Genomic DNA, 24,749 nt, shown 5'->3' with positions numbered 1-24,749 from the left:
GGCGGCTGTGCGGGCAGCCGCCGTGGATCAGGTCGCCCTTCTGTTCTTGCTCATCAGCATGCCGCCCGCGACCAGCGCGAACAGACACACCGCACCGCCGGTGATGACGTTGCTCAGGACTGCTCCGGTACCGGGGTGGCGGGCGACCACCCACGGAGCGACGATCAGCCAGGCGCCCAACAGCAGGGCCACGAAGTTCAGGTCCTGCGACCGCTCCGGGACGACGGACATGCACAGGCCCACGACCGCGAGAGCGATGCCGACGATCAGGTTGGTCAGGGCGAGCGTCGGCAGCGCGCCGGAGAAGTGCACGGTCCAGCCGGAGATGGCCGCGTAGATTCCGGCGAGGATCACGAGTTCCTCGACCGCCGCGACTCCTCGGGTCTCCAGCATCGCCGCGTACCTGTCCCGCATCTCCGATACGTCGGGGTGCCCGGATATGTCACCTGGTCGGTGAGAGACGTCGGCCATGTGACTCGCCTCCTTCTGATGCCTGCAAGTCTTCTGGCCCCGATGCGACATCCGGTCGCGATTCCAGTGTGCTCTTATCTGGCCTTTATATGCAGATTGAACGGCTATCCGATATCTACAGAAGTTTTGGGTGTTTTGTGGAGAAATGCCTAGGCCGCGGCCTCGACGGCCGCCATCGCGCGACGGTTGCGCCACCGCGACCACCTGCGGCGCAGGGCGGCCGGGCCCAGGTCGACGCGGCCGTGCAGCAGACCGAGCACGATCGCCGTGCCCACCGCTATCAGATGCTCACGGCCGGCCAGATTGGGCTTCACCATCGCCTCGAACAGCATCGAGCCGCCGGTCAGCGCGAACACGATCGGGGCCCGCCGGACCACCGAGAGATACGTGAACAGCCCGACCACGGCCGCGGACGGCCCCGTGTCCAGCACCCGCCCGATCTCCGGCGGCAGCCCGAGTCCGCCCCAGGTGCCGGGGCCGAGCGCGATCATCACGCGCGCGCTGAGCGTCCCGGCCAGCGTCGTCACGTACGCGATCACCAGCGTCCGGGTCCGGCCGAGCGCCAGCTCCGCCAGGGCGAACCCGAGGAACAGCTGGGTGAGGCCCGCCCAGACCGGCAGGTCGAGGGCCGGGACGAAGAGCGAGATGGGGGTGCGCAGCAGCGCCAGCCACAGCGGCAGATCGGCCTTGACCTCACCGGTCAGCCGGACCACCACCGCGCCCGTCTGCGTCAGGTGGATGGCGTGGAAGACGGTCACCGCGACACAGGCGAGCACACCGAGGAAGAGGCCGCGCAGGCCCCGGTTGACCAGTTGCCGTACGGGGTCGACGACGATGCCCTGGAACTCGCCGCGCAGGGTGCGCGCGACGAACCGGACGAACCGGACCAGCAGGTCGGCCCGTTGCCGGGGGTCCCCACCGCCGGTCGCGGGCGGCGCGGCCGCCGCACCGGCCCCCTCGACCGTACCGACGTGCCCGCCCTCGGCCCCGTCACGACGGCCGTCGGCAACTCGGAACACTGCTTGATCAACCCCTCACGCCGCCAGCGCCAGCGGTCAAGACAATCGGCGCGTAGCTCCCCACGTACCCCCAGATCGTGCACCAGGTCGAACACACGCCGCACACGGGGGTCCACACCAAGGTAACCACGGTGTGGAGGACGTTCAAAGATTTTAGTTCGCTCACCGAACTGTTCTGGGTTAGGGTCGGCCCCGTGACCCTGCCCCGCGACTACACCGGCCAGTCCTGCTCCCTCGCCCGCTCCCTGGAGATCGTGGGCGAGCGCTGGACGCTGCTGATCGTGCGGGACGCGTTCTACGGGGTGCGCCGGTTCGGCGACTTCGCGGCGCACCTCGGGGTCCCCCGCGCCGTCCTCACCGACCGGCTCACCACCCTCACCGAGGCGGACGTCCTCGCGAGGGTGCCGGGCGCCGGGCGGCGCGAGGTGTACGAGCTCACACCGAAGGGCGTGTCGCTGTGGCCCGCGGTGCGGGCGCTCACCGGCTGGGGCGACGAGCACTACGCGGCGGGCGGCCCGCGCCGGATCTTCCGGCACGCCGCCGACGACGCGCCGATCGCCGCCGACGGGCGGTGCACGCGCTGCGACGCGGCCGTCGAGGTACGGGACATCCTCGTCACGCCAGGACCCGGCCTGGGCCCGGGCGGTGAGGACGACGACCCGGTGACGGTGGCCCTGAGCCGCCCGCACCGCCTGCTCCAACCACTGCGCGGCTGAAAGAACCCGACGGAGAGACCTTGGCCGGAAACCCCCGGCCAAGAGACCCTTCGCACCAAACCTCTCGCACGACGATGTTCACGACGAAAGGTGTACGCACATGAAGATCCTGGTCGTCGGCGCAGGAGCCACCGGAGGCTACTTCGGTGCCCTGCTCGCCCGGGCGGGCCGCGACGTCACGTTCCTGGTACGACCACGGCGCGCCGCCGCACTGCGCGAGCGGGGGCTGCGGCTGACGGGCTCGGGCGAGGACGAGGTGCTCACACCGCGTCTGGTCACCGCCGACGAGATCACGGAGCCGTACGACCTCGTCCTGCTGTCGGTGAAGTCCACCGCCCTGGAGCAGGCCGTGGAGGACCTCGCCCCGGCGGTCGGCCCGGACACCGCGATCGTGCCGCTGCTCAACGGCATACGCCACCTCGACGTGCTCAACGCCCGCTTCGGCAAGGAGCCGGTCCTCGGCGGGGTGGCCAAGGTCATCACCACGCTCAACGACGAGGGCGACATCGTCCGGCTGGCCCCGCTGGCGGTCCTGGCCCTCGGCGAGCAGGACGGCGGGGCCTCGCCCCGGACCGAGGAGATCCGCGCCGTGCTGGCCGGGGCGGGCATCGACGCGAGCGTGTCGCCCGACATCCTCGCCTCGATGTGGCACAAGTGGGTCTTCATCACGACCCTGTCCACCGTGACCTGTCTGCTGCGCGGCGAGGTCGGTGACGTCAACGCCGTTCCGGGCGGCTCCGGCATCGGCCCCGCCGTCCTCGCCGAGGGCGCCGCGGTGTCGGCCGCGGCGGGCTTCCCCGTTCCCGAGAGCGAACAGGCTCTCACCACGTCCCTGGTCACCCAGACCCCCTCCACCTTCGCGTCCTCCATGTACCGCGACGTGGTCTCCGGCTTCCCGACCGAGGTGGAGCACATCTTCGGCGACCTGACCGAGCGCGCCCGCGCGCTGTCGGTGCCCACGCCGCTGCTCGACCTGGCCACCCTGCACCTGCGGGTGCACCAGCACCGGGTGGGGGCGAAGTAGTAGTGGACAGCCCCTGGATCAAGCGGTACCACCCCGCCCCACAGGCCCCGACCCGCGCCGTCTTCTTCCCGCACGCGGGCGGCTCGGCCACGTCCTTCTTCGCCGCCGCCAAGGCGCTGTCGCCGGACGTGGACGTGCTGGCGATGCAGTACCCCGGACGGCAGGACCGGCTGGCCGAGCGTCCCATCGAGGACATGGGCACCCTCGTCGACCGCATCACCGACGAGCTGATGCCGTGGACCGACCGCCCGCTCACCCTCTTCGGCCACAGCATGGGCTCCTCCGTGGCCTACGAGGTCGCGCTGCGGCTGGAGGAGAAGGGCGTCCGGCCGCTCGGCCTGTTCGCGTCCGGCCGCGCGGCGCCCTCCGTCCCCATCTCCCGCCGGCTCCACCTGGCGGACGACGGCGCACTGGTCCGCCACCTCATGGAGCTCTCCGGGACGGACGCCCAACTGCTCGCGGAGGAGGGCCTGTTGCGCATGGTGCTGCCCGCGCTGCGCGGCGACTACCGCGCGCTTGAGACGCACTTCCCCGAGCCCGGCCGGTCGCTTACCTGTCCGGTCGTGGCCCTGTGCGGGGACGCCGACCCGGTGGTCGACCCCGACGACGTGGCCCTCTGGGAGCGGCACACCTCGGCGGCGTTCCGGATGCGGGTCTTCACCGGCGGCCACTTCTTCCTGGACGCCCATCTGCCCGCCGTGACACAGGAGATCCGCGACCACATCGAGGCGATGACCGGAGACTAAGGGGCGAGCGCGCGGGGCGTACGCGCACGGCCCGCCCCCGCGCTCATCCCCCGGTGCCCTCGCGCCCCACCACCACACCGGTGGCAACAAGCCCCCCGTTCTCCCCCTCCACCGCACGCCACCGCCCCCTGAACACGTCCACCCGGACGCCGTCCACCACCGGGCCGGGCACCTGCAGCGCACCCGTGAAGGTGCCGCTCTCGGGGTCGGGGGTGATCACGCAGTCGCCGAAGTCCAGCCAGCGGCCGGTCAGCGGGAACCACGCCTTGAAGACGCTCTCCTTGGCGCTGAACAGCATGCGGTCCCAGGCCACGGCCGGATGCGAGGCGGCGAGCCGGTCCAGCATGGCGCGCTCCTCGGGCAGGGTGACCATCTCCCGTACCCCGTCGGGCACCGGCGCGTTGGGCTCGGCGTCCACGCCGACCGAGGCGATGGCCGAGGTGGGGGCGACGGCCGCCGCGCGGTAGCCGTCGCAGTGCGTCATGCTGCCGACGACGCCGTCCGGCCAGCGCGGGGCGCGCTGGGCCCAGGCCGGGCCCTCCCGCGAGGGCAGGATCGGGCCGGGCGCGTGCCCGAGCTGGGCGAGCGCGGTGCGCGCGCACAGCCGTACGGTGGCGAACTCGCGCCGCCGCTTGTCGACGGCCTTGGCCACCACCTCGGCCTCCTGCGGGAACAGCTCGACCGACGGCGGGTCCGCGAACAGCTCCGCCACCACCACCTGTGCCGGGAGCAGCCCTTCGAGCAGCGCGCGGGTCACCATCGGGGCACCGAGTGCGGTCCGGGCAGGATGCGGCGGAGCCCCTGCGGCGGCGCCGACCGTTTGCTCCACTCCCGTGGATAGCCGAGCGACACCTCCAGGTGCGGCACCCCGTCGACGTCGATGGCACGCGGGATGTGCAGATGCCCGTAGACGACCGCGGCGGCCCGGTGACGCACGTGCCAGTCGGCGGTGGCCTCGGTGCCGCACCACTGGGCGAACTCCGGATGGCGCAGGACCCGGGTGGGTTGGCGCACCAGCGGGAAGTGGTTGACCAGCACGGTCGGCAGCGCCGGGTCGACGGCGTCAAGCCGCGAGCGGGTGTACGCCAGCCGCGCCCGGCACCACGCGTCGCGGGTGGGGTACGGGTCGGGGTGCAGCAGGTACTCGTCCATGCACACCACGCCGGTGTCATGGGCGACGGCCAGCGCCTCCTCCTTGGTGTGCGTGCCCTCGGGGCGGAACGTGTAGTCGTACAGCACGAACAGGGGCGCGACGACGACCGGCCCGTCCGGGCCCGGCCACTGGAGGTAGGGGTCCTCGGGCGTGGCCACGCCGAAGTCGCGCAGCCGCTCGACCAGATACGTGTAGCGGGCCTCGCCGCGCAGTTGCACGGGATCGGCGGGCGGTGTCCACAGCTCGTGGTTGCCGGGCGCCCAGACGACGGTGGAGAACCGGCCCGCGAGCTGCTCCATCGCCCGGAGCACGTCGTCCGCCTTCTCCCCCACGTCCCCGGCGACGATCAGCCAGTCCTCGGACGATTCCGGCCGCAACGCGTCCACGATCGCGCGGTTCTCCGCATGGCCGACGTGCAGGTCACTGATGGCAAAGAGACTCATGGTGATCACAGCCTACGTCGGCCCTCTCATCGCCCGGTCACCGATGGCCGGTTCGGGTCGGGCGGCCTACCGGCGTACTCCAGGAGTCCGATAGAGGTTCATCCGCGCAACACCCGCCCCCCTGCCCGCGGAGGTACGCCCCATGAGCCGAGGACTGACCCATGCGTCGCCGGGCAAGACCCGCTTCGACGAGATCTACGACGCACCCGACCCCCGCGCCTACTTCCGCCGGCTCGCCCCTCTGGAGTACGAGATTCCGCATCATGCGCAGGAGGTCTTCCGGCATGATCGGGCCGCCCGGGCCGCGGCCTGCGGCCCGGGCGGCCCGGTCACGGTGCTCGACCTGTGCTGCTCGTACGGGATCAACGCGGCGCTCCTCAACCACCACCTCACCCTCGCCGAGCTGTACGCGCACTACACCGGCCCCGCGGTGGCCGACCTCTCGACGGCCGAGCTCATCGCGTACGACCGGGCGTTCTACGCCTCCCGGCGCCGGGCCGACGCGAGCCCGGTCGTCGGTCTGGACGCGGCGCGGCGCGCCGTCGGCTACGCGCTGGCGGTCGGGCTGCTCGACGAGGCGTACGCCGAGAACCTGGAGCACGCCCCGCCGAGCGAACCGCTGCGCCGGGCCGTCGCGCGCACCGGCCTGATCACGGTCACCGGAGGCATCGGCTACATCACCCACCGCACCTTCGAGGCGCTGCTCGGGTGTGCGCGGCTGCCGGTGTGGGTGAGCGCGTTCGCCCTGCGCACCGTCTCGTACGCGCCGGTGGGTGCGGCGCTCGCCGCGCACGGCCTGGTCACCGTGTCGGACGCCTCGCGGGCCTATCGGCAGCGGCTGTTCACCGGCCCGGCCGAGCGCGACTCCGCGATCGGGCAGGTCCTGCTCGCGGGCCACGACCCGGCCGGTCTGGAGGGCGCGGGCCGCTACCACGCCCGGCTGTATCAGTCCCGGCCGCGCTGAGCCGGGTGGGCCGGGCCCCGGGCGTGCCGGTCCGGGCGCGGGAACGGGGAGGGCTCCACGTCGATCTCCAGCATCCGCTCGACATAGAGGACATGGCGGCGCCGGGCCTCGCCGTGCCGGCCCGCCGCCGCGAGGAGGGCGATCAGGGCGAGATGGGTCTCCTCGTCGTACGGGTCGCGCTCCAGCAGGCGCAGCCGGAAGTGGACCTCGGCGTGGTGGTCCCCCCGCTCGGCCGCCGCCGTGGCGAGCCGGGCCAGCAGCTCCGCGTGGACCGCCTGGGCCTCCTCGCGCAGGGCGACCGCCCACTCCGCGTACGGCTCGTCCTCCAGCACGTCGCCCCGGTAGAGCCGTTCGGCGTCCGCCAGCGCCGCGTAGGCGTGGCCGCCGGAGCGGGCGGCGAGCGCCAGGGCGTGCCGGGCGGCGGCCAGGAAGTCGCGGACGTCGACGCGGAGCCGGGCGATGCCGATGACGTGCTTGTCCGCCGCGATGAAGTGGTCCTGCGCGAGGCGGCGTTCCGGGTCGAGCACCAGGCGCAGGATCGACAGCGCCACCGAGAGCCGGTTGGCGCACCGGGCCGGGTCCTCCTCGGGCCACAGCGCCTCCACCACGACCTCCCTCGGCGTGGGCAACCCGCGCCGGGCGACCAGGAGTTTGAGCAGGTCGCGGGCCTTCTTGGACTGCCACTCCTCGGGTCCCACCGGGACGCCGTCGCGCAGCACCTGGAAGCCGCCGAGGACCCGTACGGCCGCCGAGGGCCGCAGCGGCGCGGTCGCCCGGTTGAGCAGCCCCGCCGCGTCCGCCGCGCGCTCGCGCACGCCCGACCGCCGCAGCCTGCCGACCGCTTCGCGCAGTTCCGGACCGCCCGCTCCGGACAGCAGCGCGCGGGCGGCGGCCACCCGGGCCACCGCCACGGGCCGGCGCGCGGCGGTCCACATCGCCTGGGCGTCCTCCAGGAGCCGCTCCCGTACGCGGGGTTCGCGGGTGCACATCGCCTCCAGCTCCAGGAGCTCGGCGAAGACCGGGCGGCAGGCCTGGGCGCCGGGTTCGCCCGCCGCCTGGCGGGCCGCCTCGGCCGCGATTTCCGGCCGTTCGTCCGCGAGCGCCACCCAGCCCGCCGCGACCAGCGCCCGGATCCGGGTCCGGCCCGCGCACTGGCCGACCGCGCGCCGGGCCAGCAGGGCCGCGGCGCGCGGCTCCTCCGCGCCGCGTGCCAGGGCGAGCCCGGTGAGCGCCGCCGCGAGGACCTGGCGGTCGCCGCACTGCTCGCTGCGCACCACCGCCTCCTGGTAGGCGGCCCGCGCGGGGCCGAGCGCCCCGCGCTCGCGGTGGACGTCGCCGAGCCCGAGCAGCGCCCGGGCGCCGAGCGCCGCGTGCCCGGTGGCCTCGCCGAGGCGCTGGTAGCCCGCCAGCACCCGGCCGAACTCGGCGGCCGCGTAGTCGAGTTCACCGAGCGCCAGATGGGCGCAGCCGCGCAGACACCCGGCGGCCAGCAGGAGCTCCGGCAGCTCGGCCCCTTCGTCGTCCGGGCCGAGCGCGGTGAGCGCCGTGTCGAGCCCGGCGAGGACGCGGCGGGCCTCGCCCTGCTCGATCCGCTCCTGCGCCGCGCACGTGCGCACCAGCAGGACGAGCGCGGGGTCCCCCGCCCCGCACGCCGCCTCCCCCGCCAGCTCCCGGTGGTGCTCGGCCACCGCCCCCCGTCCGTCGCAGGCCGCCACCACGGCGGCCACCGCGTGGGTGACCGCCTGCGCGCCCGGGTCGCCGCAGTGGGTGAGCGCCGCGACCGCGCGGCGCACCGACGCCTGTGCCCGGCGGAGTTCACCGTGCGCGCAGTACGCGGCGGCGGCCCACGCCAGGGCCGTGATCTCGTCCGGGGTCGCGGCGCCGGTGAGCTCGGTGCGCCGGTGGACCTCCAGCGCCCGCGCGGGCTCCCCGAGGAGCTGGTGCGCCATCGTCAGACGCCGCCCCTCGGCCGCGTCCAGGATGCCGGTGCGCGGCTCCCCGACCGCCGCGCCGGCCGGACCCGGCAGATGGGCGGAGCGGGCCGGCTCGCCCCGCACCGCGAGGGACTCCCGCTTGTGGTCCTCCAGTTGAGCCGTACTCATCGTTCCCCCCTTGCCCGTCCCGTCGGACGGGTCGCATCCGTTCGTACGCTCACGGGTGGGTCCGCCGGGCCGCGCTGGTCAGACGCGGTGAGCGGGAGTGTCCGCCTCCCGCGCCGCCGGACTCCACCGCTTCAGTGTGCGCACTCGCGCCGATTCGCAGAATCCGGGCCGCCTCGCTCCCTTATGGAGGCTGTCCGCCATACGGGCGGTGAGGCAGGCTTTCTGTACAGCGCTCGCGCGGCCCGGGAAAATGGGGGAATGGCGGAGCCTGAGGGACGGCCGATGCGCGTTCTCGCGATCGGCGGCGGGGTGGCATTGCTCTACGGGGTACCGACAGGTGTGGGGATCTCCGCGGCCCAGACGCTTCCGTGGACCATGGCCTGCATCCTGCCCTGCTATGTGGCCGGGCTCTCGCTGTCCTGGCACAGCCCGCAGCACCCGGTCGCCCGACGGCTGCTCGCGGCCGGGTCGTTCGCCGCGATCGGCATGGCCGTACGGCTCTCCATGGGCAAGCCCCCGGCGACCGGATGGCACGCCGACACGCCCCGCGCCTGGGCGTTCCTGGGCGTCGCCCGGACCTTCGACGTCCTCGCCGCGATCACGCTCTGCCGACTGGTGGCGCTGCTGCCCGACGGGCTCGTGCGCCGCGGCTACGAGCGGGTCGTGCTGCGGGCACTCTGGCTCCTTGCGCCCTATCCCGTACTGCTGATGGCGCTGCCCCTCTCGGACCGGACCCGGCCGTGGCTGCTCGTCGTGCCGGAGTCGTGGGCGCCGGGACTCGGCGCGGGGCTGCTCCTGGTCCGCTCGCTCCTGGACGCGCGCGAGCGGCGGGCCGGGCCGGCGGCACGGACGGACCGGCTGTGGATGATCGCCCTGATCGCCTTCGTGGTGTTCGCCGGACGCGGCTCGGCCCGGCTGTTCCGGCTCTGGCTGGCCGGCAAGGGCCTCGACTACTTCATCGGCTCCGCCCTGGGGGCGCTGCCGTACATCACGATCTCGGCCGGTCTGGTGTACGCCGCGTTCCGCCACCGGCTGCCCGGCATGGACTTCGCGATCCGGCGCTCGCTGGTCTACGGCGTGCTGTGGACCATCATCGGCGCCTGGTACCTGGGCATGACCACGGCGCTCGGGCTGACCGCGGGCCAGTACCTGCCGATCGGTCTCGCGGTCCTGGTGGCGGTGAGCGCGACCATGCTGTTCCAGCCGGTGCACCGCCAGCTCAACCGGCTCGCCGCGCGGCGCGTGTTCGGGGCCCGGCCGACCAACTTCGAGCTCCTGGTGCAGTGCGGCACCACCCTGGAGCACGCCTACGACCTGAAACGGCTCGGCCCGCAGCTGGCGGTCACCCTGCGCGAGGGGCTCGATCTGCGCTGGGTGCGCGTACGGCTCGGACCCGCGGGGCCGGGGCGGGCGCCGTTCGGGTCCGGCTCCGCCGGGGCCGAGGCGGACACCGGGCAGAGCCCGTGGGGCGAGGTGCGGTTGCGGTACGGGGACGAGGTGCTCGGCTCCATCGAGTACGGGCCCAAGGAGGAGGGCCGGTTCACCCCCGAGGACCAGGACGTGATCGAGACGCTGGCCCGGCAGGCCGCGCTCGCCGTCCACAACGCGCTGCTGACCGCCGAGTTGTCCACCCGGGTCGACGAGGTGCAGCGGCAGGCGTGCGAGCTCAACGCGTCGCGCACCCGGATCGTGCAGGCCCAGGACACCGAACGGCGGCGCATCGAGCGGCAGTTGCACGACGGGATCCAGCAGGAGATGGTCGCCCTGGTGGCCAAACTGGCGCTCGCCCGCAACCAGCTGTGCCGCAACGGCGACACCGTGCACACCACGCTCACCGAGCTCCAGGACGACGCCTGCCGGGTCATCGACGAGCTGCGCGAGGTCGCCCACGGCATCCATCCGCCCGTCCTCACCGACCAGGGGCTCGCGGCCGCCGTGCTGTCCAAGGCCCGCCGGCTGCCCCTTCCCGTCGTCGTCGAGGTCGACCCCTCGGTGTCCTCGGCGCGGTTCGCGCCGGAGATCGAGGAGGCGGCGTTCTTCCTGGTCTCCGAAGCACTGACCAATGTGCTCAAACACGCCCGGGCCGACGGGGTGACCATCCGGATCGGCCGCGCCGACGGCTCGCTCCTCCTCGACGTCAGCGACGACGGCGTGGGCCTGCCCGCGGCCTCCCGGCTGGGGTCGGGACTCACCGGGATGCGCGACCGTATCGAGGCGGTCGGCGGCCGGCTGTCCATCGCCAGCCGGCCCGGCGGCGGCACCACGCTCTGTGCCCAGCTCACCGAACGCTCAAGAGAGACGGCCCATGCCTGACGCCTCGGACCGGATGCGCATCGTGATAGCGGAGGACCACTATCTCGTACGGGAAGGAACACGACGGCTCCTGGAGGACACCGGCGAGGTCGACGTGATCGCGGCGGTGGGCACGGCGGAGGAGCTCCTGGACGCGGTCGAGCGGTTCCGCCCGGACGCGGTGATCGCGGACATCAGGATGCCGCCGAACCACCACACCGAGGGCATCACCGCCGCGCACACCATCCGGGCCGCGCATCCGGGCATCGGCGTGGTGGTGCTGTCCCAGCACGCCAACGAGCAGTACGCCTTCGACCTGTTCCAGCAGGGCACCAACGGCCTGGCCTATCTGCTCAAGGAGCGCATCGGGGAGCTGGAGGAGCTGCTGCGCGCCCTGCGCGAGGTGGCGGCCGGGCGGTCGGTGATCGACCCGCGCATCGTGGAGGTGCTGGTCGGCAGCCACATCCGTACCGTCGACGCACCCCTGGCCCAGCTGACCCGCCGGGAGCTGGACGTGCTGCGGCAGATGGCCCAGGGCAAGAACAACCGCAACATCGCCGATTCGCTCTCGCTCTCCGAGTCGACCATCGAGAAGCACGTCAACTCGACCTTCGCCAAGCTCGGCCTGGTCGAGGAGTCCCAGCTGCACCGGAGGGTCACGGCGGTGCTCACGTATCTGCGGTACGGGCCCAACAGAGCGCCCTGACAGGCGGATTGAAGCAGCGGGGTCACCGTCGCCGCGCGGGGAGGCGGTGGCGACGGTGACCGGGGACGGCGGGTCAGAACGTGCTGCAGCAGGAGCCGGCGGTGGGCGGCGGCCAGGACTCGGAGTCGGGCGTCTCCTCCTCTTCGAGCATCTGGAGAGCGGTCACATCGGATTCCCTCACGGTGTTCACCCCCTCTGCGCGATGTCAGGGTCGGTGAGCGAGCGCGGGAGCCAGAGGCGCGGGCCCCCGCGGGCGGACCTCAGCAGGAAGGCGATCACTCCGGACAGGCCCGTGCCGTAGTCGGCCCACACCTGGGTGCCGGTGTCGTCGGGGACCAGGGTGCGGCCGTCGCGGACGACGTTGCGGGCGTACAGGCCCGCCGCGAGTTCCGCCGCCCAGCCCCGGTACGCCGGTTCGCCGCAGACGTCCGCCAGGTCGAGCAGGAACTCCCCGTCCCCGGCGAGGCCGTGGCACTGGGACGTGCCGATGTGCCGGCGGGAGCGGCGCACGGCCACGGCCGCCCGGCGCGCGGCCACCAGGAAGTCGTCCTCGCCGGTCTCCCGCCGGACCCGCAGCAGGAACGTGCCGACCCCCGACGAGCCACTGCACCAGTGCGTCTTGCGCGGGCCGCCCCGCTCGCCGGAGCGCCAGTACGCGGCCCCGTCCGCCACTTCGGCGACGGCGAGCAGCGTCCGGGCGCCCTCGACGGCAAGGTCGGCGGGCGCGGTGTCGCCGGTGGTGCGGGCGAGGGCGAGCAGGAACGCGCCGATGCCCGCGACGCCGTGGGCGAAGCCGTAGTGGACGACGTCGGCGGGGGTGGACAGGATCGCGCGCGGCACCGGCCACAGCAGCCGCCCGTCGCGCCGCCGGGCCATGGCGGCGAGCTCGGCGCCCGCTTCCTCGGCCCGGTCGAGGTAGCGCCGCTCCCCGGTGGCCTCCCAGAACCGCAGCTGGGTCAGCCCGGCACCGGCCACCCCGTGGCAGACGTCGGGGCCGTGCCAGCGGACCGGGACGCGGGCCGCCAGCTCCATGGCGTGCCCCAGCAGCCTTTCGTCGCCCAGGAGTTGGGCGGCGTCGAGCAGCGCCCAGGCGGTGCCGGAGCGCCCGTAGTAGAGGCCTGGCAGGGTGCGGGGCTCGCGGCCGACGCGGTCGGCGATCCAGGTGGCCGTGTTCCGTACGGCGTCGAGCACCGCCGGGTGCTCACCCACCTCGTAGGCACGCACCAGCACTCCGAGGACACCGGCCGCGCCGTGCTGGACGTTGAACGCGTCGGTGGCGCTGCCCACCGGCCCCGACGGCCAGAGCCGGTCCGCCGCCTCCGGGTCGGCGGTGGCCAGCAGATGGTCGATCCCGTCGGCCACCAGCTCCTTGAGCTCGGGCTCGGCCAGACCGCGCGGCCCGGCGGCCGGGGCGGGATCGGCCTCGGTGACGGCGAGGCCGATCACCCCCGCCGCCGTGGCGGCGGCACTGGGCCCGGCGGTGGCGCGGGCTGTCTCGGCCAGCCGGTCGAGCACCTCGTCGAGGCCGGGGCGCCGGGCCGGGTCGTCGTCGAGCAGGGCCACGATCAGCGGGGCGAGCAGGCGGGCGGCCTCGTTGCCGTGGGCGATCCGGCCGAGCCAGGCGGCGAGCCGCCCGGCGTTGCCGCGTATGCCGGGGTCGTCGGCGGCGAGCAGCGGGTCGACCCCGGTGACGAGGTGGAAGAAGGTCGCGCCGAGGCTGTAGAGATCGGCGGCCGAGCCGGGGGCGGGGCCGTAGCGCGGCGCGTTGACCTGTTCCGGCGCCGCGTATCCGGGGGTGTGGATGCGGATGGCGGGCTCGCCCGGGCGGGCCAGCATCTCCAGGTCGATCAGGCACACTTCGCCGTCGTCGGTGACCATGACGTTGTTGGGGTTGAAGTCCCGCAGGACCCATCCCTCGTCGTGGACGAGCCGCATCAGACAGGCCAGGGAGCGCGCCCGGCGCAGGGCGTCGACGGCGGGTACGCCCCACTGCTCGCCCAACTCCGTTCTGTCCAGCGCCCATTGACGGAGCGTCACCCCGTCGACGGCCTCCTGGACCAGGAACAGATCGCCCTGCTGCTCGAAGAGGGCGACCGGGGCCGGGGTGAAGCCGCTCCCGGCGAACGCCTCCAGCATCGCCGCCTCGTGGCGCCGCAGGTCCCGCGCGTCCCGGCCGGTCAGGGTGGCGGCGGTGTGCGGGCGCGCCTGCTTGATGATCACGGGCGTGCCGGTGGACTCGTCGACACCCCGGAAGACGCCGCCCCCGAAGGCGTGCCGGATCACCCCCCGTACCAGGAAGCGCCCGTCGAGCAGCACCTCGGCCGGGGCGGCCCGGCCCCCCGCTGCGCTGGACCCGCCCTGGGCGAACGGGTCGCGCGGGGCCCACTCGGGCGGCGCGAACCAGGCCCGGCGCCGGTCGGGGACCAGCCGACCGTCGGGCGCGACCAGCATGGCGGCGCGGATGCCGTCGTCGCCGAGCGCGGGCACTCCGCTGAACACCCCGTACCGGTAGTGGACCAGGCTGCCGGGAAAGCAGGGCCGGTCGGAGAGGATCGCGGGGCCGGGCAGGCCCAGGGTCGCGCGGTGCAGCTCGGCGGCCAGCTCCCGCAGCCGGGCGTCGTCCAACTCCGGGTAGGCGGTGAGGAACTTCCCGCCGCCGCCCCGGTCGTAGCGGTGCGAGACGAGGTCGCCGGCCCGGCCGATCGTCCCGGCGAACTTGAAGCGGCACCCGTGGCGCACCAGGATCTCCGCGGCCCGCGCCAGGACCAGGGGCGCGGCCAGCGGGGTCGCGGCGACGTGCAGCTTCCAGCCCTGCGGGCGCCCGGCCTCGCCCGGCGGCGAGACGTGGCACCAGAAGTCCCCCTCGCGCAGCCGCCACGGCCCGCCGGTGACTGGCCCGACCCCCGTGCGGGCCAGCACCGCTTCCACGATCTCCACGAGCAGCCGTTCGGCCGGTTCGCGGATCCCCCTCGCAGACTCCATGCCCCCATCGTGGCCGCGGCTCTGTCGGTTGCCTTACACCAGCCTTGCGGGCCGGGAAGTAACGCTCTCGCGCCGGGTCGAGCGCGGGTCCAGCGGACCCTGGTACCGACGGTCCCTGGTTCCGGCGGCCCACTTCCGCCATGATGATGATCATGACGACTGACCGCCGCCAGCTCGCTGATTTCCTGCGCCGCTGCCGTGACCGGGTCACCCCGCAGGACGCCGGACTGCCCGCGGGGCCGCGCCGCCGCACCCCGGGCCTGCGGCGCGAGGAGGTCGCGCAGCTCGCCGGGATGTCCGCCGACTACTACATCCGGCTGGAACAGGCCCGGGGACCGCAGCCCTCGCCCCAGATGCTGACCGCGCTGGCCCGCGCCCTGCGGCTGAACGACGACGAGCGCGACCATCTGTATCTGCTCGCCGGGCACCGGCCGCCCGTCGCGCACTCGTCCGACGGCGAGGTGAGCCCGGGTCTGCTGCATCTGCTCGAACAACTCACCAACACCCCGGCCGTGGTGCTGAGCGACCTCGGTGACGTGCTCGTCCAGAACCCCATGGCGCGGGAGCTCCTGGGTGAGGTGTGCACGGTCACCGAGCACGGCCGCAACGTCGTCTGGCGCTGGTTCACCGAACCGTCCGCCCGTGCCCCCTACCCGGAGGAGGAGCACAGCTACTACAGCCACCTGCACGTGGCGGATCTGCGCGCGGCCGCGGCGCGCCGCTTCGGCGACGCGGAGTCGGCACGGCTGATCTCCCGGCTGCAGAGCGTCAGTCCCGAGTTCACGGCGCTGTGGGAGCTGCACGAGGTCGCCGTGCGCCGACGCGACCGGGTCCGGGTGCTCCACCCGGAGCTCGGCCCGTTCGACCTGTTCTGCCAGGTGCTGCTCGCCCCCGAGGGCGACCACCGCCTGGTGCTCTTCACCCCTCCGCCGGGGAGCACGACCGCGGACCGGCTGGCGCGGTTCGGCGCCTCGCAGCTGGGCTGAGGCGCTGTCGGGCGGCGGGGGCGGCGGGGCTCACTCGGCGCCGTGGTCCAGACACGGGTACTCGTGGCCGCACCAGCAGCGCCCCTGCACCGGTGTGGTGGCGAGCAGCAGCCGGATCACCTCGTCGACGTCGAAGCCCTCCAACTCGCTGCCTTCGGGGACGAGTTGATACGTACGGGACAGGAAGTCGGCGACGTCCTCGATCTCGGCGAGGAGGTCCGCGCTGCCCTCGTCCGAGTGCAGCCGGATCCGCAGTCCGTCCTCGCCGTACTGCCAGACCCGCACGTCACCGAGGCCGACCGGGCAGCGGGACGTCAGCCCCTCCGCGACGAGATCGCGACCCATGGTCCATGTCGTATGCATGCCATTGCCGCAGACGAATTCCACCGAAACGGCGAGCGGGTCGGCGGGGTCGTAAGCCATCAAGGCCTCCACGGGGGTCATGGCATCACCCTCGTGCAGTAGTTCGACATACAACGGAACGCAGATCTCTTCCATGTCGCCCCCCTCGTCGGGACAGTCACCGGCGGCCGGTCGCCGGGCGTTGTTCGGCATACGCATCTATGACGTACTCAACGGCCGCGATAGTGACCGACTTCGCGAACAAATTCGCCCGGGGATGTGGAAACTGTGCGTACGGTGTCGCAAATTCGTATGCCCGCACGGATCACTTACCCCGTACGGCGACGGCCGATCCTCCTTCGAACGGCCTGGCAACCCTGCTCCTACCGCCGACAACAGCGGTGGGACGGCCTCCGGGGCTGGTCGTGCGGCTTGTGTCGAAGGCTTCACAATCCCCGTCGCGGCGGCGCCGATTCGGCCGGAACATTGCGTTCACCTGAACGTCGTGATCACGACAGCGCGCCGCCCGCGGCCGCGTCGGTGGCGGCCGCGGGCGGCTGGGGGAAGGCACGGGCTCAGCAGAACTTGTCCAGCTGTCCCGCTTTCGCCGCGCGGACCATGGCGGCGATCTCGGACCGGGTGTACCGGAGCACCGGTGCTTCGGCGTCCTTCGTATGCGTCACGGCGATCCGCTCGCCGTCCACGGCGAATCCGACGCAATCCTTGGAGTAGTCGAGGTCGCTGAAAGACGACTTCTCGAATGCGAGGTGAGGGGCATTGCGGTTGACGTATTCGGTGACCTCGACAAGGCGCGAGTGGTCCACGGAAGAGCTCCTTCGTGCAGCAGGGGGACTGTTCAGCACGCTACGAGCCCGAGTCCGCGCATTTCTAGTGCCCTTGACAGATGGATGCGTGATGCGCTAGCGACTCCTGGGAGGCGGGCCGGGGGGCGCCCGGCACGGAAGGCCTTACAGGAGGCCGAGGTCGGCGGCGGGCGAGCAGTCCGGCCCGGGGCTCGCCGAGCGTCCAGACCTGCCGGCGGAACCGCGACGGGTACGGACGCATTCCCCTGTTCAGCGGAGCGGAAAGGGAACTCCCCGCTCGGAATCGGGGCGTGTTCCGAAGATCCGGCGTTCCGATTCGTCGATCGGAACATCGTTGATGCTCGCTTCACGGCGGGCCATCAGACCGTTCCCGTCGAACTCCCAGAGCTCGTTCCCGTAACTGCGCCACCACTGCCCCGCGGCGTCCCGGCTCTCGTACTGGAAGCGCACCGCGATGCGGTTGCCGTCGAAGGCCCACAACTCCTTGCGCAGCGCGTAGTCGAGCTCACGCGCCCACTTGGCGGTGAGCAGTTCGACGATCTCGGCGCGCCCGGTGACGAAGGTGTCCCGATTGCGCCAGCGGGAGTCCTCGGTGTACGCGAGCGAGACCTTCTCGGGGTCGCGGGTGTTCCAGGCGTCCTCGGCGGCCTGGACCTTCTGCCGGGCGGTGTGCAGGCCGAAGGGGGGCAGGGGCGGGCGAGCGGTCATGGCTGGGACCTCCGGTCGGACAACGGGAACGGACATGACGAGCAAAGGAGAACGAGCGTTCTCCCCGTCGTGCCGCTACTCTAGAGAACGATCGTTCTCAGTTCAAGGAGTGGTGAGGAACATGGACAGCGCAGTCGCACGGGAGCGGGTGCTCGACGCCGCCGGGACGCTGTTCTACGGGCGGGGCATCCAGAGCGTCGGCATGGACGAGATCCGCGGCGCCTCCGGCGTCTCGCTCAAGCGCCTCTACGCCCTCTTCCCCGCCAAGGACCAGCTGGTGGAGGCGTATCTGGAGCGCCGGGACACGGTGTGGCGCGGGCGCCTGGCGGAGTACGTCGAGCAGCGCGCGGAGCCGGAGGAGCGGATCCTCGCGGTCTTCGACCACCTGCACCGCTGGTTCGGCGAGCCCGACTTCCGCGGTTGCGCATGGATCAACGCGTACGGCGAACTCGGCGCCTCCTCGGACCGCGTCGCCGCCCAGGCGCGCGCCCACAAGAGCGCGTTCCGGGAGTACGTGGGCTCGCTCGTCGCGGACGCGGGACTGCCCGAGCGCCTGGCCGACCACCTGACGCTCCTCGCCGAGGGCGCGATGGTGACCGCCGGAATCTTCCACAGCCCGGAGCCCGCACTCCAGGCCCGCGAGGCGGCGGCCGCGCTGCTGGCGACGGCGCGGGGCTGACGCCACACGCCTCCAAGTCCTGAAGAAAGCAGTGCGCCGCTGCGCACAGCATTGACATGCGCCTCGGCCGCCTATCCCGCGCTCCCCGGCAAGCAGGGCGGGGCCTACCGCACGGTGTTCCAGGACGACTTCGACGGGAGCGCGCTGGACCGCGCCAAGTGGCGTACGGTCACCACGGGTTCCGCTTCCACGATGGGCTCCGTCAACGGCGAGGCCCAGGCGTACACCAACTCACCGTCCTCGATCGCCGTCGGCGGCGGCACGCTCAAGCTGAAATCCGCCTACTGCAAGGGCTGTACGGTCACACCCACCGGCCGGCGGTTCGACTTCTCCTCGGGCCGCGTCGACACCGCGACCAAGCTGGACTTCACCTACGGCAGGGTGAGCGCCCGGCTGCAGCTGCCGGTGCGACGGCTTCTGGCCCGCCTTCTGGCTGTTGGGCTCCAACGTCGACGACCCGGCGGTCTCCTGGCCCGCCAGCCGGTGGCGTCCAGTTGGAGGCCGACTGGGTGAAGGTCGAGCAGAAGGGCTGAAACGCGCCGCCGCCGGTCCGTACGCTCGACCTCACGCTCGCTGCTCGTTGGCCACTTGTTCGCTGGTTGCCCCACTACCCTCCCCCCGCGCCGGGAAGCCTTCGGTCGGGTCCACGACAAACGGACCCGCACCGACAGCTCAGGAGGCAATCCTCATGGCCGAGCTGACGCGACGCAGACTCCTCGGATCGGCGGCGCGGCGGCGCTCTCCCTGGTTCCGCCCAGCGTGCAGAAGGCGGTCGCGGCCGGGCCGCCGCGCTGGGGCTCCATCCGCGACATCGAGCACGTCGTCATGCTGATGCAGGAGAACCGTTCGTTGGATGGTTGAAGACTCCTGTAGCAGTCTACGGGGGCCTTTTGAGCAACGGGAAGCCCCGCCCGCGCGGCCGTGGAGTGCGCGCAGACGGGACAGTCAGCGGAGCCGGTAGCCGCTCCTGTCAGAGGGGACGGATCGGTACCGGGTTGTCGGGAAAGTCGAGCCACGCCCGCTCGCCGTCGCTGTCCACGGTGAGACCGAAGCGATCGAATCCGGGGCGGCCTTGCTCGTCCCACCACCGGCAGGCCGACTCCACTTCGTCCCAGAGGCGGCGTGGGCCCGATTGCCAGACACGCGTGTGATTGCCGTCGCGGAACTGCACGCACGCCCACGAGCGGTCGGTGAGCCCGTAGAACCACACGGGTCGTGCCCCATCGTGCTTTGCGGCGGCGACGTGCACGCAGTTGCGCACGTATAGGCCCAGCGCGAATTCCTGCGGCCGGAACCGTCCGCCCACGAACTGGCTTTCCGTGATCGTCGTGGACGACTCGTCCCCGTCGGCAACGCCTCCCTTGACGTAGTCGGCGTGGACGACGGCGGGCAGTCGCTGCGCCCGGAGCTTCATGAACTCCACCGGGCCCGTAAATGCTCCCGACGCGCTCTTGCCGTCGTCGGCCACGGTCAGCCGGGCCACAGCGTCGCCGTTACCGTAGTGCGTCCCCCACGGCGCCATGATGACCCCGCCAGGTCGGCTCTGCTTCACCCACCCGAAGGGGATGGAGCGGAGTCCGCACGTGGCAATGATCCGGTCGTACGGTGCCCCTTCCCGGTGACCCTTGAAGCCGTCGCCGTGGACTACTTGAACGGGCAGACCAAACCGGTTGAGAGCCGCCCGTGCCACAGAAGCTACGGATTCGTCGACCTCGACGGTGATGACGTTCTCGGGGCCGAGCCGGTAAGCGAGCAGGGCGGCGTTCCAGCCCGTGCCCGTGCCGATCTCCAGGACCCGGTTTCCGGGCTGCACGTCCAGGTCGCGGAGCATGGAAAACACGACGCTCGGCATGGATGCAGAGCTAGTGGAGACCTCCCCCGGTTCGGGGCCTGTATGCCTTCCGTCGTCCCACTGCGTGACGATCGGCGTGTCCGCCTCCGCATAGCTGCGCCACGCGTCGGCGTCGCGCCGCTTGTCCACGGCGACACTGCCACCCGCTGCCATGTGGAAGGGCCACACGAGGTCAGGCAGGAAGGCAGACCGAGGCACGGCGGCAAATGCGGGGGCCCAGCCGGAAGGCAGGATGCCGCCCGCCGTGAGCACGCGCCCCAACTCCTCCCACTCCGAGGGCTCCTCGTGCACGTCAACCATCACGGGATGACGCTCGGCTTGGGCGGATTCGGTACGCCAGGGCCCCCGTCCGGGGTCGGCGGCTGGTGCGGTCCGGGGTAGGGCTCGCCCGGGAGCTTGTCGCCGCCGTTCCTCAGCATTTCCAGACTGATGCGCATGATGCCTACCTTCTCGTCCTGCCGACATTCGGTTGAAGTCGGCGCCTGACCGCCCTTGCCGTGGTCCGAAGAAAATTTTGGTTCGGCGTTGGCCGGGGCGGAGTCTGTGGGACAACGGGTCCCCAACTGTCCGGGGTCAGGCACAGCCGGGGCCCGTTGCTGGCCCGACAGCGCCGGAATGGAGGCGACGCCATAGGATCGGGCCATACCGCGCCGAGATCGATCAAGAGGCGCGGGGGTTCGGATGTCAGCGCATGCCTACGGCTAGGCCGACGTACAAGCCGGTGGAACCGCTGATGAAGATGATCAGGAGTGCTCCGCTGTGCCGCAGCAGTAGACCGCGTAACGGGCTCACGGGGCCACCAGCCGCACGCACTCGGCCAGCCGCTCCACCACGTCGGCGGGCAGGTGACCGACGTACACCAGCGCCTCGCCCTTGTGGCTGGCAGCGCCCCGGACGCTGTTGATCGTCCGGTCCGGCGCGTCCGCCAGTCTCAGCAAGTCGCGGAACGCGTTGTCGGCGTTGTCGGCGGTGGCGGTGCTGTCCCGCCATTGCTGCTGTCCATGGGCATGGGTCAGTTCCCCTTGGTGTGGTGAGAGTGGGGACGGAGGGGCCGGCTGTACGCCCACCACTCCGTGCCCCCTTGAGTGGGCGGAGTACGATGCGCGGCGTCCACGGGAGATCCATCACGCGCCCCGTCCGGCCCGTAGCTGTGTCGTAGACGGCGGTACCGACCTTGAGCAGGGTCACACGCGGTGCAGCCGTCACGCGGGCGCTCACAGCTTCCGCCTGAGTCCGGCCTTAACGGCCCGGAGTACTCCGTGGTTTGGCGGGGTGTACCCGCCGTGTGAAACCCATGGCGGAGCGAGCCGCCAGGCTCCGCCCGCCTGTATCAGAGCGACCAGCACCGCTACGTCGTCTGGCGAGCGGGGGGCCTGGTGGTCCTGGTGAGGTCGCTGGTCATGGTCGGGTGCGTCGCCCTTCGCGGTCGCAGTCAACTTCCTTGCGAGCCACCAGGGTTGTACGGAGCGAGTAACATCAGAAGGGGTTCAGCGTCCAACCAGGGATTTGGTCACGGCGGCATATGCGCGCACAGCAGACCTGCGACTTCCGTGAGGTACTGAGCGTGACCAACCTCATGGGAATGGTGGGTGTGGTGGACTTAGAACAGGCATCCGGGGAGCCCCGAAAGCGCTTTGCTGAAGAGCTCAAGAGCGCCCGCGAGCTACACCCTGACCGGCCAACGCAGACGGCGGTTGCCCGGTGGGCTCGAACATCCAAGAGCACCATCAGCCGTGTGGAGTCCGGAACGGGGCACATCCCGCCGGACCTACCTACGACCCTTGACCAGATCTTCAACACTGATGGGCTCTTCAAGGGCCTGTACGAAGAGATCGTGGCTCACAGCTTTCCGGCGCTCTACCAGCGCCGAATGACCTTGGAGCGGAACGCGATAGCCATCAGTGAGTGGGCGCAGACGGTTGTTCCCGGTTTGCTCCAGACTCATGACTACGCCCAGGCGATCCTTCGCAAAGGAGACCCCGCGCGAGTGACGACGAGATCGCAAAGGCTGTTCGGCTCCGGCTAGCCCGACAAGAGGTTCTACGGGCTGCGTCGCCACCTGATGTTCGCGTGGTGCTCTGTGAGTCCGTTCTGCGTCGCCACCTAGCGCCGCGTGCGGTCATGCAGGCGCAACTTGCTGCACTGTTGGCGCACAGCACCCACCCCACCACAAGCATCCGTGTCCTTCCGCTTGATGCTGAAGCACACTTGTTACTGGAAGGTTCAGCCAGCCTTCTGACGGCTCCAAATCACGTGACCGTGGTCTGCGTTGAGGCATACCGTACGGCCGGGATCCTCGATGATCCGGAGCACGTGCGGGCCGCCGAACGTGCCTACGATGAGCTGACGGGCGAAGCGTTGTCCATCTGGCGGAGCGCGGACCTCATCACTGAGCAGATGGAGAACTTGACGTGAACAGCTATCCGCCAGCCCCGCAGGAGCACGAGTGGGTTGTGTCCACCTACAGCGGCCCCGAAGGGGGAAACTGCCTGCAATGGGCCCCGGCCCACGCCGTATCGCATGGCGTTGTCCCCGTCCGCGACAGCAAGCGCCCCATCGGCCCGGTCCTCAACCTCTCGCCCAGTGCCTTCGCCGGTCTGGTGGCGTACGCCAAGCAGTCCCGCTAGCCCAGCCTGTTGAGCCCTGCCCCTTCAGGCTCTTGGAGCGGCAGGGCTCACCTGTACCCAGACATGCCAGTGGCCCCGCCCCCGTATCCGGAAAGAACACGAGGGCGGGGCCGTAGTGATGAAACCGCCGTTAGGGCCGCCTACACAATCGGTTCACACCCGCCCCGACAGGAGTTTCCGCAGGTCACGGTGTTGCTCGGAGTATTGTGGCGGGCGTGGCGGACCCTGGAACCCGTACAGGGGCCGGACTGCTATCACGCTTCGATGGTTCTCAAGATCCCGAAGGGGGTCACCCCCACCCAATTCGGACGTTGCAGTCAAGATGATCAGATCAGGCACTGATCACTGACTGTGATCGAACCCGATTCGGTGACCATCAAGCCAGGTCGCCTGGATGGCGACGCTCCGGGCGGGTACGCCGTGGCCCCTGCCTCCGCGTCCTGGCCACCGCAGCCTCGCGCGCTGTCTTGCGCAAGTGGTGCCAGACACAGAGCGTCTGAAGGTTCGTCACGTCGTGGTTGTCGCCAGGCTCGATGTGATCCACATCCGTCCCCGGCTCGGGGCACCGTGGACCGTCCACCAGGAGGGCCGCGCACTGGTAGCCATCACGCTTCAGGACGATCGCACGCCGCCTGGCCCAGTCGCTGGGCAGGCGTGAACGCCGGTCACTGGTGTCCCAGGCCATGCTTTTCCATAAAGGTTGACAAAGTTTACAGTTGCAGACAAATAGGATATGCGGCACACTCCGGGCTAGACGCCAACACGCCTACAAACTAAGGGAGTTGCCGTGCCCCCGTCTCGATCACACCCGTTTGCCGAGCTACGAATCGGAGGGGTGCGCCTGACCGTCCAACACCGCCCAACCCGATTACTGGTGACGCTCTCTACCCTCACAGGGTTCGGGGCCAGCTCCTGGTGGCTGCTGAGTCGGTAGCGACGGCCAAATCAACCCCCGGTCACCGGACGCGACTCCGGGCCGGGGTCCGCGTGGACGACCGCTCAGCGTCTCTCGGGGCAGTGTTCCCACGGCCCCGCCGGGCCGGGGCATGTGAAGGCCCGGCGGGGGCGCGAATGGCGTGACGTCAGGACGCGCCCACGGTGATCTTCTGAATAGCCGCCGGGTGAGGGAACGCTCCGGCCGCCCGCATCGTGGCCTTCACCGCAACTTGATCGCTCGTGAACTTGGCGTCCGTGGACACGTCCAGGCGTACGTCCCGCCGCATGACCACCATGACCCGGTCCTTGGGCAGGCCCCAGATCGTTCCGGGCTTCACCGCGCTGCACACGTGGAGCGGAACGCCCAGGACCGTACGGCGAGTAGGAAGAGTCGGGTCGTTCCCCAGCAAAGGCACGTTGGAGTCCTTGGCCTGCTTCAGCTCGCCGCCTTCCGTCCCGCGCGGCCCGGTTCGGACCTGTACGAGCGCGGGGTGCGCCCGCAGCCCGAGGGCACGTTCGAGGACGACGCCCGGGCCGACCGGCTGCCGACGGTCTCGTGGATCATGCCGACGAGCTTCAGTCGGAGCACCCGGACTATCTGCCGGCGGCGGGCGCGGACTTCGTGGCCCGCAAGATCGAGGCCATCGCGTCCAACCCGAAGGTGTGGGCGAAGACCGCGTTCATCCTGAACTACGACGAGAACGACGGTCTGTTCGACCATGTGCCGCCGCCGACGCCGAAGGCGGGCACGGCCGACGAGTTCGTGCAGGGGCTGCCGATCGGGGGTGGCTTCCGGGTCCCGGCGATCGTCGTGTCGCCCTGGACCGTGGGCGGCTGGGAGGCGAGCGAGGCGTTCGACCGCACCTCGGCGCTCCAGTTCCTGGAGGAGTTCACCGGGGTCGAGGAGCCCAACATCAGCCAGTGGCGGCGCCGTACGTTCGGCGACCTCACGTCGGCGTTCCGCTTCGCCCAGGCCCGGCCGCGCCCGCCGCGCCCGCCGCAGGACACGGCGGAGCAGCTGGAGGAGGCGAAGAAGGAGGTGGCGACGCTGCCGAAGCCGACGCTGCCCGGCGCCACCAGTCCTTCCCGCGCCAGGAGAAGGGCCACCGGCCGCACACGTAGACCCGTAGCCCCGTACGGTCAGAAGTTGTCTTGCGCGAGGCCGTCCGGGACCGGT

25 protein-coding genes and 3 pseudogenes are annotated in these 24,749 nt (G+C 71.5%); 14 read left to right on the top strand and 14 right to left on the bottom strand.

Annotated features, from left to right (window positions below):
- Positions 1-27 precede the first annotated feature (27 nt).
- On the bottom strand, positions 28-471 hold the full coding sequence (locus QIY60_RS27565; RefSeq protein ID WP_283144871.1) for an SPW repeat protein: 444 nt from the start codon (positions 469-471) through the stop codon (positions 28-30).
- 149 nt (positions 472-620) lie between these two features.
- Positions 621-1,364, bottom strand: a complete 744-nt coding sequence (locus QIY60_RS27560; RefSeq protein WP_283146097.1) for a hypothetical protein — start codon at positions 1,362-1,364, stop codon at positions 621-623.
- A 320-nt stretch (positions 1,365-1,684) separates the two neighbouring features.
- Between QIY60_RS27560 and QIY60_RS27555 the strand changes: the two genes are divergently transcribed.
- The 3 genes from QIY60_RS27555 to QIY60_RS27545 all read left to right on the top strand — a co-directional run bounded on the left by QIY60_RS27555 (position 1,685) and on the right by QIY60_RS27545 (position 3,976).
- Positions 1,685-2,206: a helix-turn-helix domain-containing protein gene (locus QIY60_RS27555; RefSeq protein ID WP_283144870.1), complete on the top strand. Its 522-nt coding sequence runs from the start codon at positions 1,685-1,687 to the stop codon at positions 2,204-2,206.
- Between the two features lie 100 nt (positions 2,207-2,306).
- Positions 2,307-3,230, top strand: a complete 924-nt coding sequence (locus QIY60_RS27550) for a ketopantoate reductase family protein (protein WP_283144869.1) — start codon at positions 2,307-2,309, stop codon at positions 3,228-3,230.
- A 2-nt stretch (positions 3,231-3,232) separates the two neighbouring features.
- Entirely contained in the window at positions 3,233-3,976 is a 744-nt protein-coding gene (locus QIY60_RS27545) for an alpha/beta fold hydrolase (protein WP_283144868.1), read from the top strand.
- Between the two features lie 43 nt (positions 3,977-4,019).
- Here the strand turns inward: QIY60_RS27545 and QIY60_RS27540 are convergent, their stop codons facing one another.
- Positions 4,020-4,736, bottom strand: a complete 717-nt coding sequence (locus QIY60_RS27540) for a 4'-phosphopantetheinyl transferase superfamily protein (protein ID WP_283144867.1) — start codon at positions 4,734-4,736, stop codon at positions 4,020-4,022.
- Entirely contained in the window at positions 4,730-5,572 is an 843-nt protein-coding gene (locus tag QIY60_RS27535; RefSeq protein ID WP_283144866.1) for a metallophosphoesterase, read from the bottom strand. The genes QIY60_RS27540 and QIY60_RS27535 overlap by 7 nt, the downstream gene beginning before the upstream one ends.
- Before the next feature lie 142 nt (positions 5,573-5,714).
- Between QIY60_RS27535 and QIY60_RS27530 the strand changes: the two genes are divergently transcribed.
- Positions 5,715-6,536 (top strand): hypothetical protein, encoded by an 822-nt coding sequence (locus QIY60_RS27530; protein ID WP_283144865.1) that lies wholly within the window; start codon positions 5,715-5,717, stop codon positions 6,534-6,536.
- On the opposite strand, the gene QIY60_RS27525 is transcribed toward QIY60_RS27530, so the two are convergent.
- A complete protein-coding gene (locus QIY60_RS27525) occupies positions 6,518-8,638 on the bottom strand; it encodes a BTAD domain-containing putative transcriptional regulator (RefSeq protein WP_283144864.1) in 2,121 nt (706 codons plus the stop codon). The genes QIY60_RS27530 and QIY60_RS27525 overlap by 19 nt on opposite strands.
- Before the next feature lie 258 nt (positions 8,639-8,896).
- On the opposite strand from QIY60_RS27525, the gene QIY60_RS27520 reads away from it, so the two are divergent.
- Both QIY60_RS27520 and QIY60_RS27515 read left to right on the top strand, forming a co-directional pair.
- Positions 8,897-10,951, top strand: coding sequence for a GAF domain-containing sensor histidine kinase (locus QIY60_RS27520; RefSeq protein WP_283144863.1), 2,055 nt, complete (start codon positions 8,897-8,899; stop codon positions 10,949-10,951).
- The gene (locus tag QIY60_RS27515) at positions 10,944-11,636 is read left to right on the top strand and encodes a response regulator transcription factor (RefSeq protein ID WP_283144862.1); all 693 of its coding nucleotides are present in this window, start codon (positions 10,944-10,946) and stop codon (positions 11,634-11,636) included. Before QIY60_RS27520 ends, QIY60_RS27515 begins: the two co-directional genes overlap by 8 nt.
- 73 nt (positions 11,637-11,709) lie before the next feature.
- On the opposite strand, the gene QIY60_RS27510 is transcribed toward QIY60_RS27515, so the two are convergent.
- Entirely contained in the window at positions 11,710-11,817 is a 108-nt protein-coding gene (locus QIY60_RS27510; protein ID WP_257582137.1) for an ALQxL family class IV lanthipeptide, read from the bottom strand.
- Between the two features lie 5 nt (positions 11,818-11,822).
- Positions 11,823-14,618, bottom strand: a complete 2,796-nt coding sequence (gene lanL, locus QIY60_RS27505) for a class IV lanthionine synthetase LanL (RefSeq protein ID WP_283144861.1) — start codon at positions 14,616-14,618, stop codon at positions 11,823-11,825.
- 143 nt (positions 14,619-14,761) lie between these two features.
- Here lanL and QIY60_RS27500 point away from each other — a divergent pair, with 143 nt between their 5' ends.
- Complete coding sequence (locus tag QIY60_RS27500; protein WP_283146096.1) at positions 14,762-15,604, top strand: helix-turn-helix transcriptional regulator; 843 nt, start codon at positions 14,762-14,764, stop codon at positions 15,602-15,604.
- Positions 15,605-15,634: 30 nt separating this feature from the next.
- On the opposite strand, the gene QIY60_RS27495 is transcribed toward QIY60_RS27500, so the two are convergent.
- The 3 genes from QIY60_RS27495 to QIY60_RS27485 form a co-directional block, all read right to left on the bottom strand.
- Positions 15,635-16,027 (bottom strand): SsgA family sporulation/cell division regulator, encoded by a 393-nt coding sequence (locus tag QIY60_RS27495; RefSeq protein WP_283144860.1) that lies wholly within the window; start codon positions 16,025-16,027, stop codon positions 15,635-15,637.
- Positions 16,028-16,521: 494 nt separating this feature from the next.
- Positions 16,522-16,770 carry a DUF397 domain-containing protein gene (locus QIY60_RS27490; protein WP_283144859.1) on the bottom strand — a complete coding sequence of 83 codons (249 nt, stop codon included), beginning with the start codon at positions 16,768-16,770 and terminating at the stop codon, positions 16,522-16,524.
- 249 nt (positions 16,771-17,019) lie between these two features.
- Complete coding sequence (locus tag QIY60_RS27485; RefSeq protein WP_283144858.1) at positions 17,020-17,478, bottom strand: nuclear transport factor 2 family protein; 459 nt, start codon at positions 17,476-17,478, stop codon at positions 17,020-17,022.
- Positions 17,479-17,599: 121 nt separating this feature from the next.
- Between QIY60_RS27485 and QIY60_RS27480 the strand changes: the two genes are divergently transcribed.
- The 3 genes and pseudogenes from QIY60_RS27480 to QIY60_RS27470 all read left to right on the top strand — a co-directional run.
- Positions 17,600-18,157: a TetR/AcrR family transcriptional regulator gene (locus QIY60_RS27480; protein ID WP_283144857.1), complete on the top strand. Its 558-nt coding sequence runs from the start codon at positions 17,600-17,602 to the stop codon at positions 18,155-18,157.
- Between the two features lie 60 nt (positions 18,158-18,217).
- Positions 18,218-18,632, top strand: a pseudogene (locus tag QIY60_RS27475) (glycoside hydrolase family 16 protein); the annotation flags it as partial.
- A gap of 213 nt (positions 18,633-18,845) precedes the next feature.
- Positions 18,846-19,012, top strand: a pseudogene (locus QIY60_RS27470) (phospholipase); the annotation flags it as partial.
- Positions 19,013-19,127: 115 nt separating this feature from the next.
- Here QIY60_RS27470 and QIY60_RS27465 read toward each other — a convergent pair.
- From QIY60_RS27465 to QIY60_RS27455, 3 genes are all read right to left on the bottom strand, one after another.
- Positions 19,128-20,309: a methyltransferase domain-containing protein gene (locus tag QIY60_RS27465; RefSeq protein WP_283146095.1), complete on the bottom strand. Its 1,182-nt coding sequence runs from the start codon at positions 20,307-20,309 to the stop codon at positions 19,128-19,130.
- The gene (locus QIY60_RS27460; protein WP_283144856.1) at positions 20,309-20,446 is read right to left on the bottom strand and encodes a hypothetical protein; all 138 of its coding nucleotides are present in this window, start codon (positions 20,444-20,446) and stop codon (positions 20,309-20,311) included. Before QIY60_RS27460 ends, QIY60_RS27465 begins: the two co-directional genes overlap by 1 nt.
- A gap of 351 nt (positions 20,447-20,797) precedes the next feature.
- A complete protein-coding gene (locus QIY60_RS27455; RefSeq protein ID WP_283144855.1) occupies positions 20,798-20,947 on the bottom strand; it encodes a hypothetical protein in 150 nt (49 codons plus the stop codon).
- A gap of 626 nt (positions 20,948-21,573) precedes the next feature.
- Between QIY60_RS27455 and QIY60_RS27450 the strand changes: the two genes are divergently transcribed.
- The 3 genes from QIY60_RS27450 to QIY60_RS27440 are packed head-to-tail and all read left to right on the top strand — an operon-like array spanning position 21,574 to position 22,636.
- Positions 21,574-22,035: a Scr1 family TA system antitoxin-like transcriptional regulator gene (locus QIY60_RS27450; protein ID WP_283144854.1), complete on the top strand. Its 462-nt coding sequence runs from the start codon at positions 21,574-21,576 to the stop codon at positions 22,033-22,035.
- Entirely contained in the window at positions 22,008-22,424 is a 417-nt protein-coding gene (locus QIY60_RS27445; RefSeq protein ID WP_283146094.1) for a DUF5753 domain-containing protein, read from the top strand. The genes QIY60_RS27450 and QIY60_RS27445 overlap by 28 nt, the downstream gene beginning before the upstream one ends.
- Entirely contained in the window at positions 22,421-22,636 is a 216-nt protein-coding gene (locus QIY60_RS27440; RefSeq protein ID WP_283144853.1) for a DUF397 domain-containing protein, read from the top strand. Before QIY60_RS27445 ends, QIY60_RS27440 begins: the two co-directional genes overlap by 4 nt.
- 1,082 nt (positions 22,637-23,718) lie before the next feature.
- Here QIY60_RS27440 and QIY60_RS27435 read toward each other — a convergent pair.
- Positions 23,719-23,988 carry a phage major capsid protein gene (locus tag QIY60_RS27435; RefSeq protein ID WP_283144852.1) on the bottom strand — a complete coding sequence of 90 codons (270 nt, stop codon included), beginning with the start codon at positions 23,986-23,988 and terminating at the stop codon, positions 23,719-23,721.
- Between the two features lie 27 nt (positions 23,989-24,015).
- Between QIY60_RS27435 and QIY60_RS27430 the strand changes: the two are divergent.
- Positions 24,016-24,694 (top strand): annotated as a pseudogene (locus tag QIY60_RS27430) (alkaline phosphatase family protein); the annotation flags it as partial.
- Positions 24,695-24,749: the final 55 nt, after the last annotated feature.

Source organism: Streptomyces sp. BPTC-684 (genome assembly GCF_030028635.1).
Classification (GTDB): domain Bacteria; phylum Actinomycetota; class Actinomycetes; order Streptomycetales; family Streptomycetaceae; genus Streptomyces; species Streptomyces noboritoensis.
This window is presented reverse-complemented; position numbering and strand designations above follow the sequence as displayed.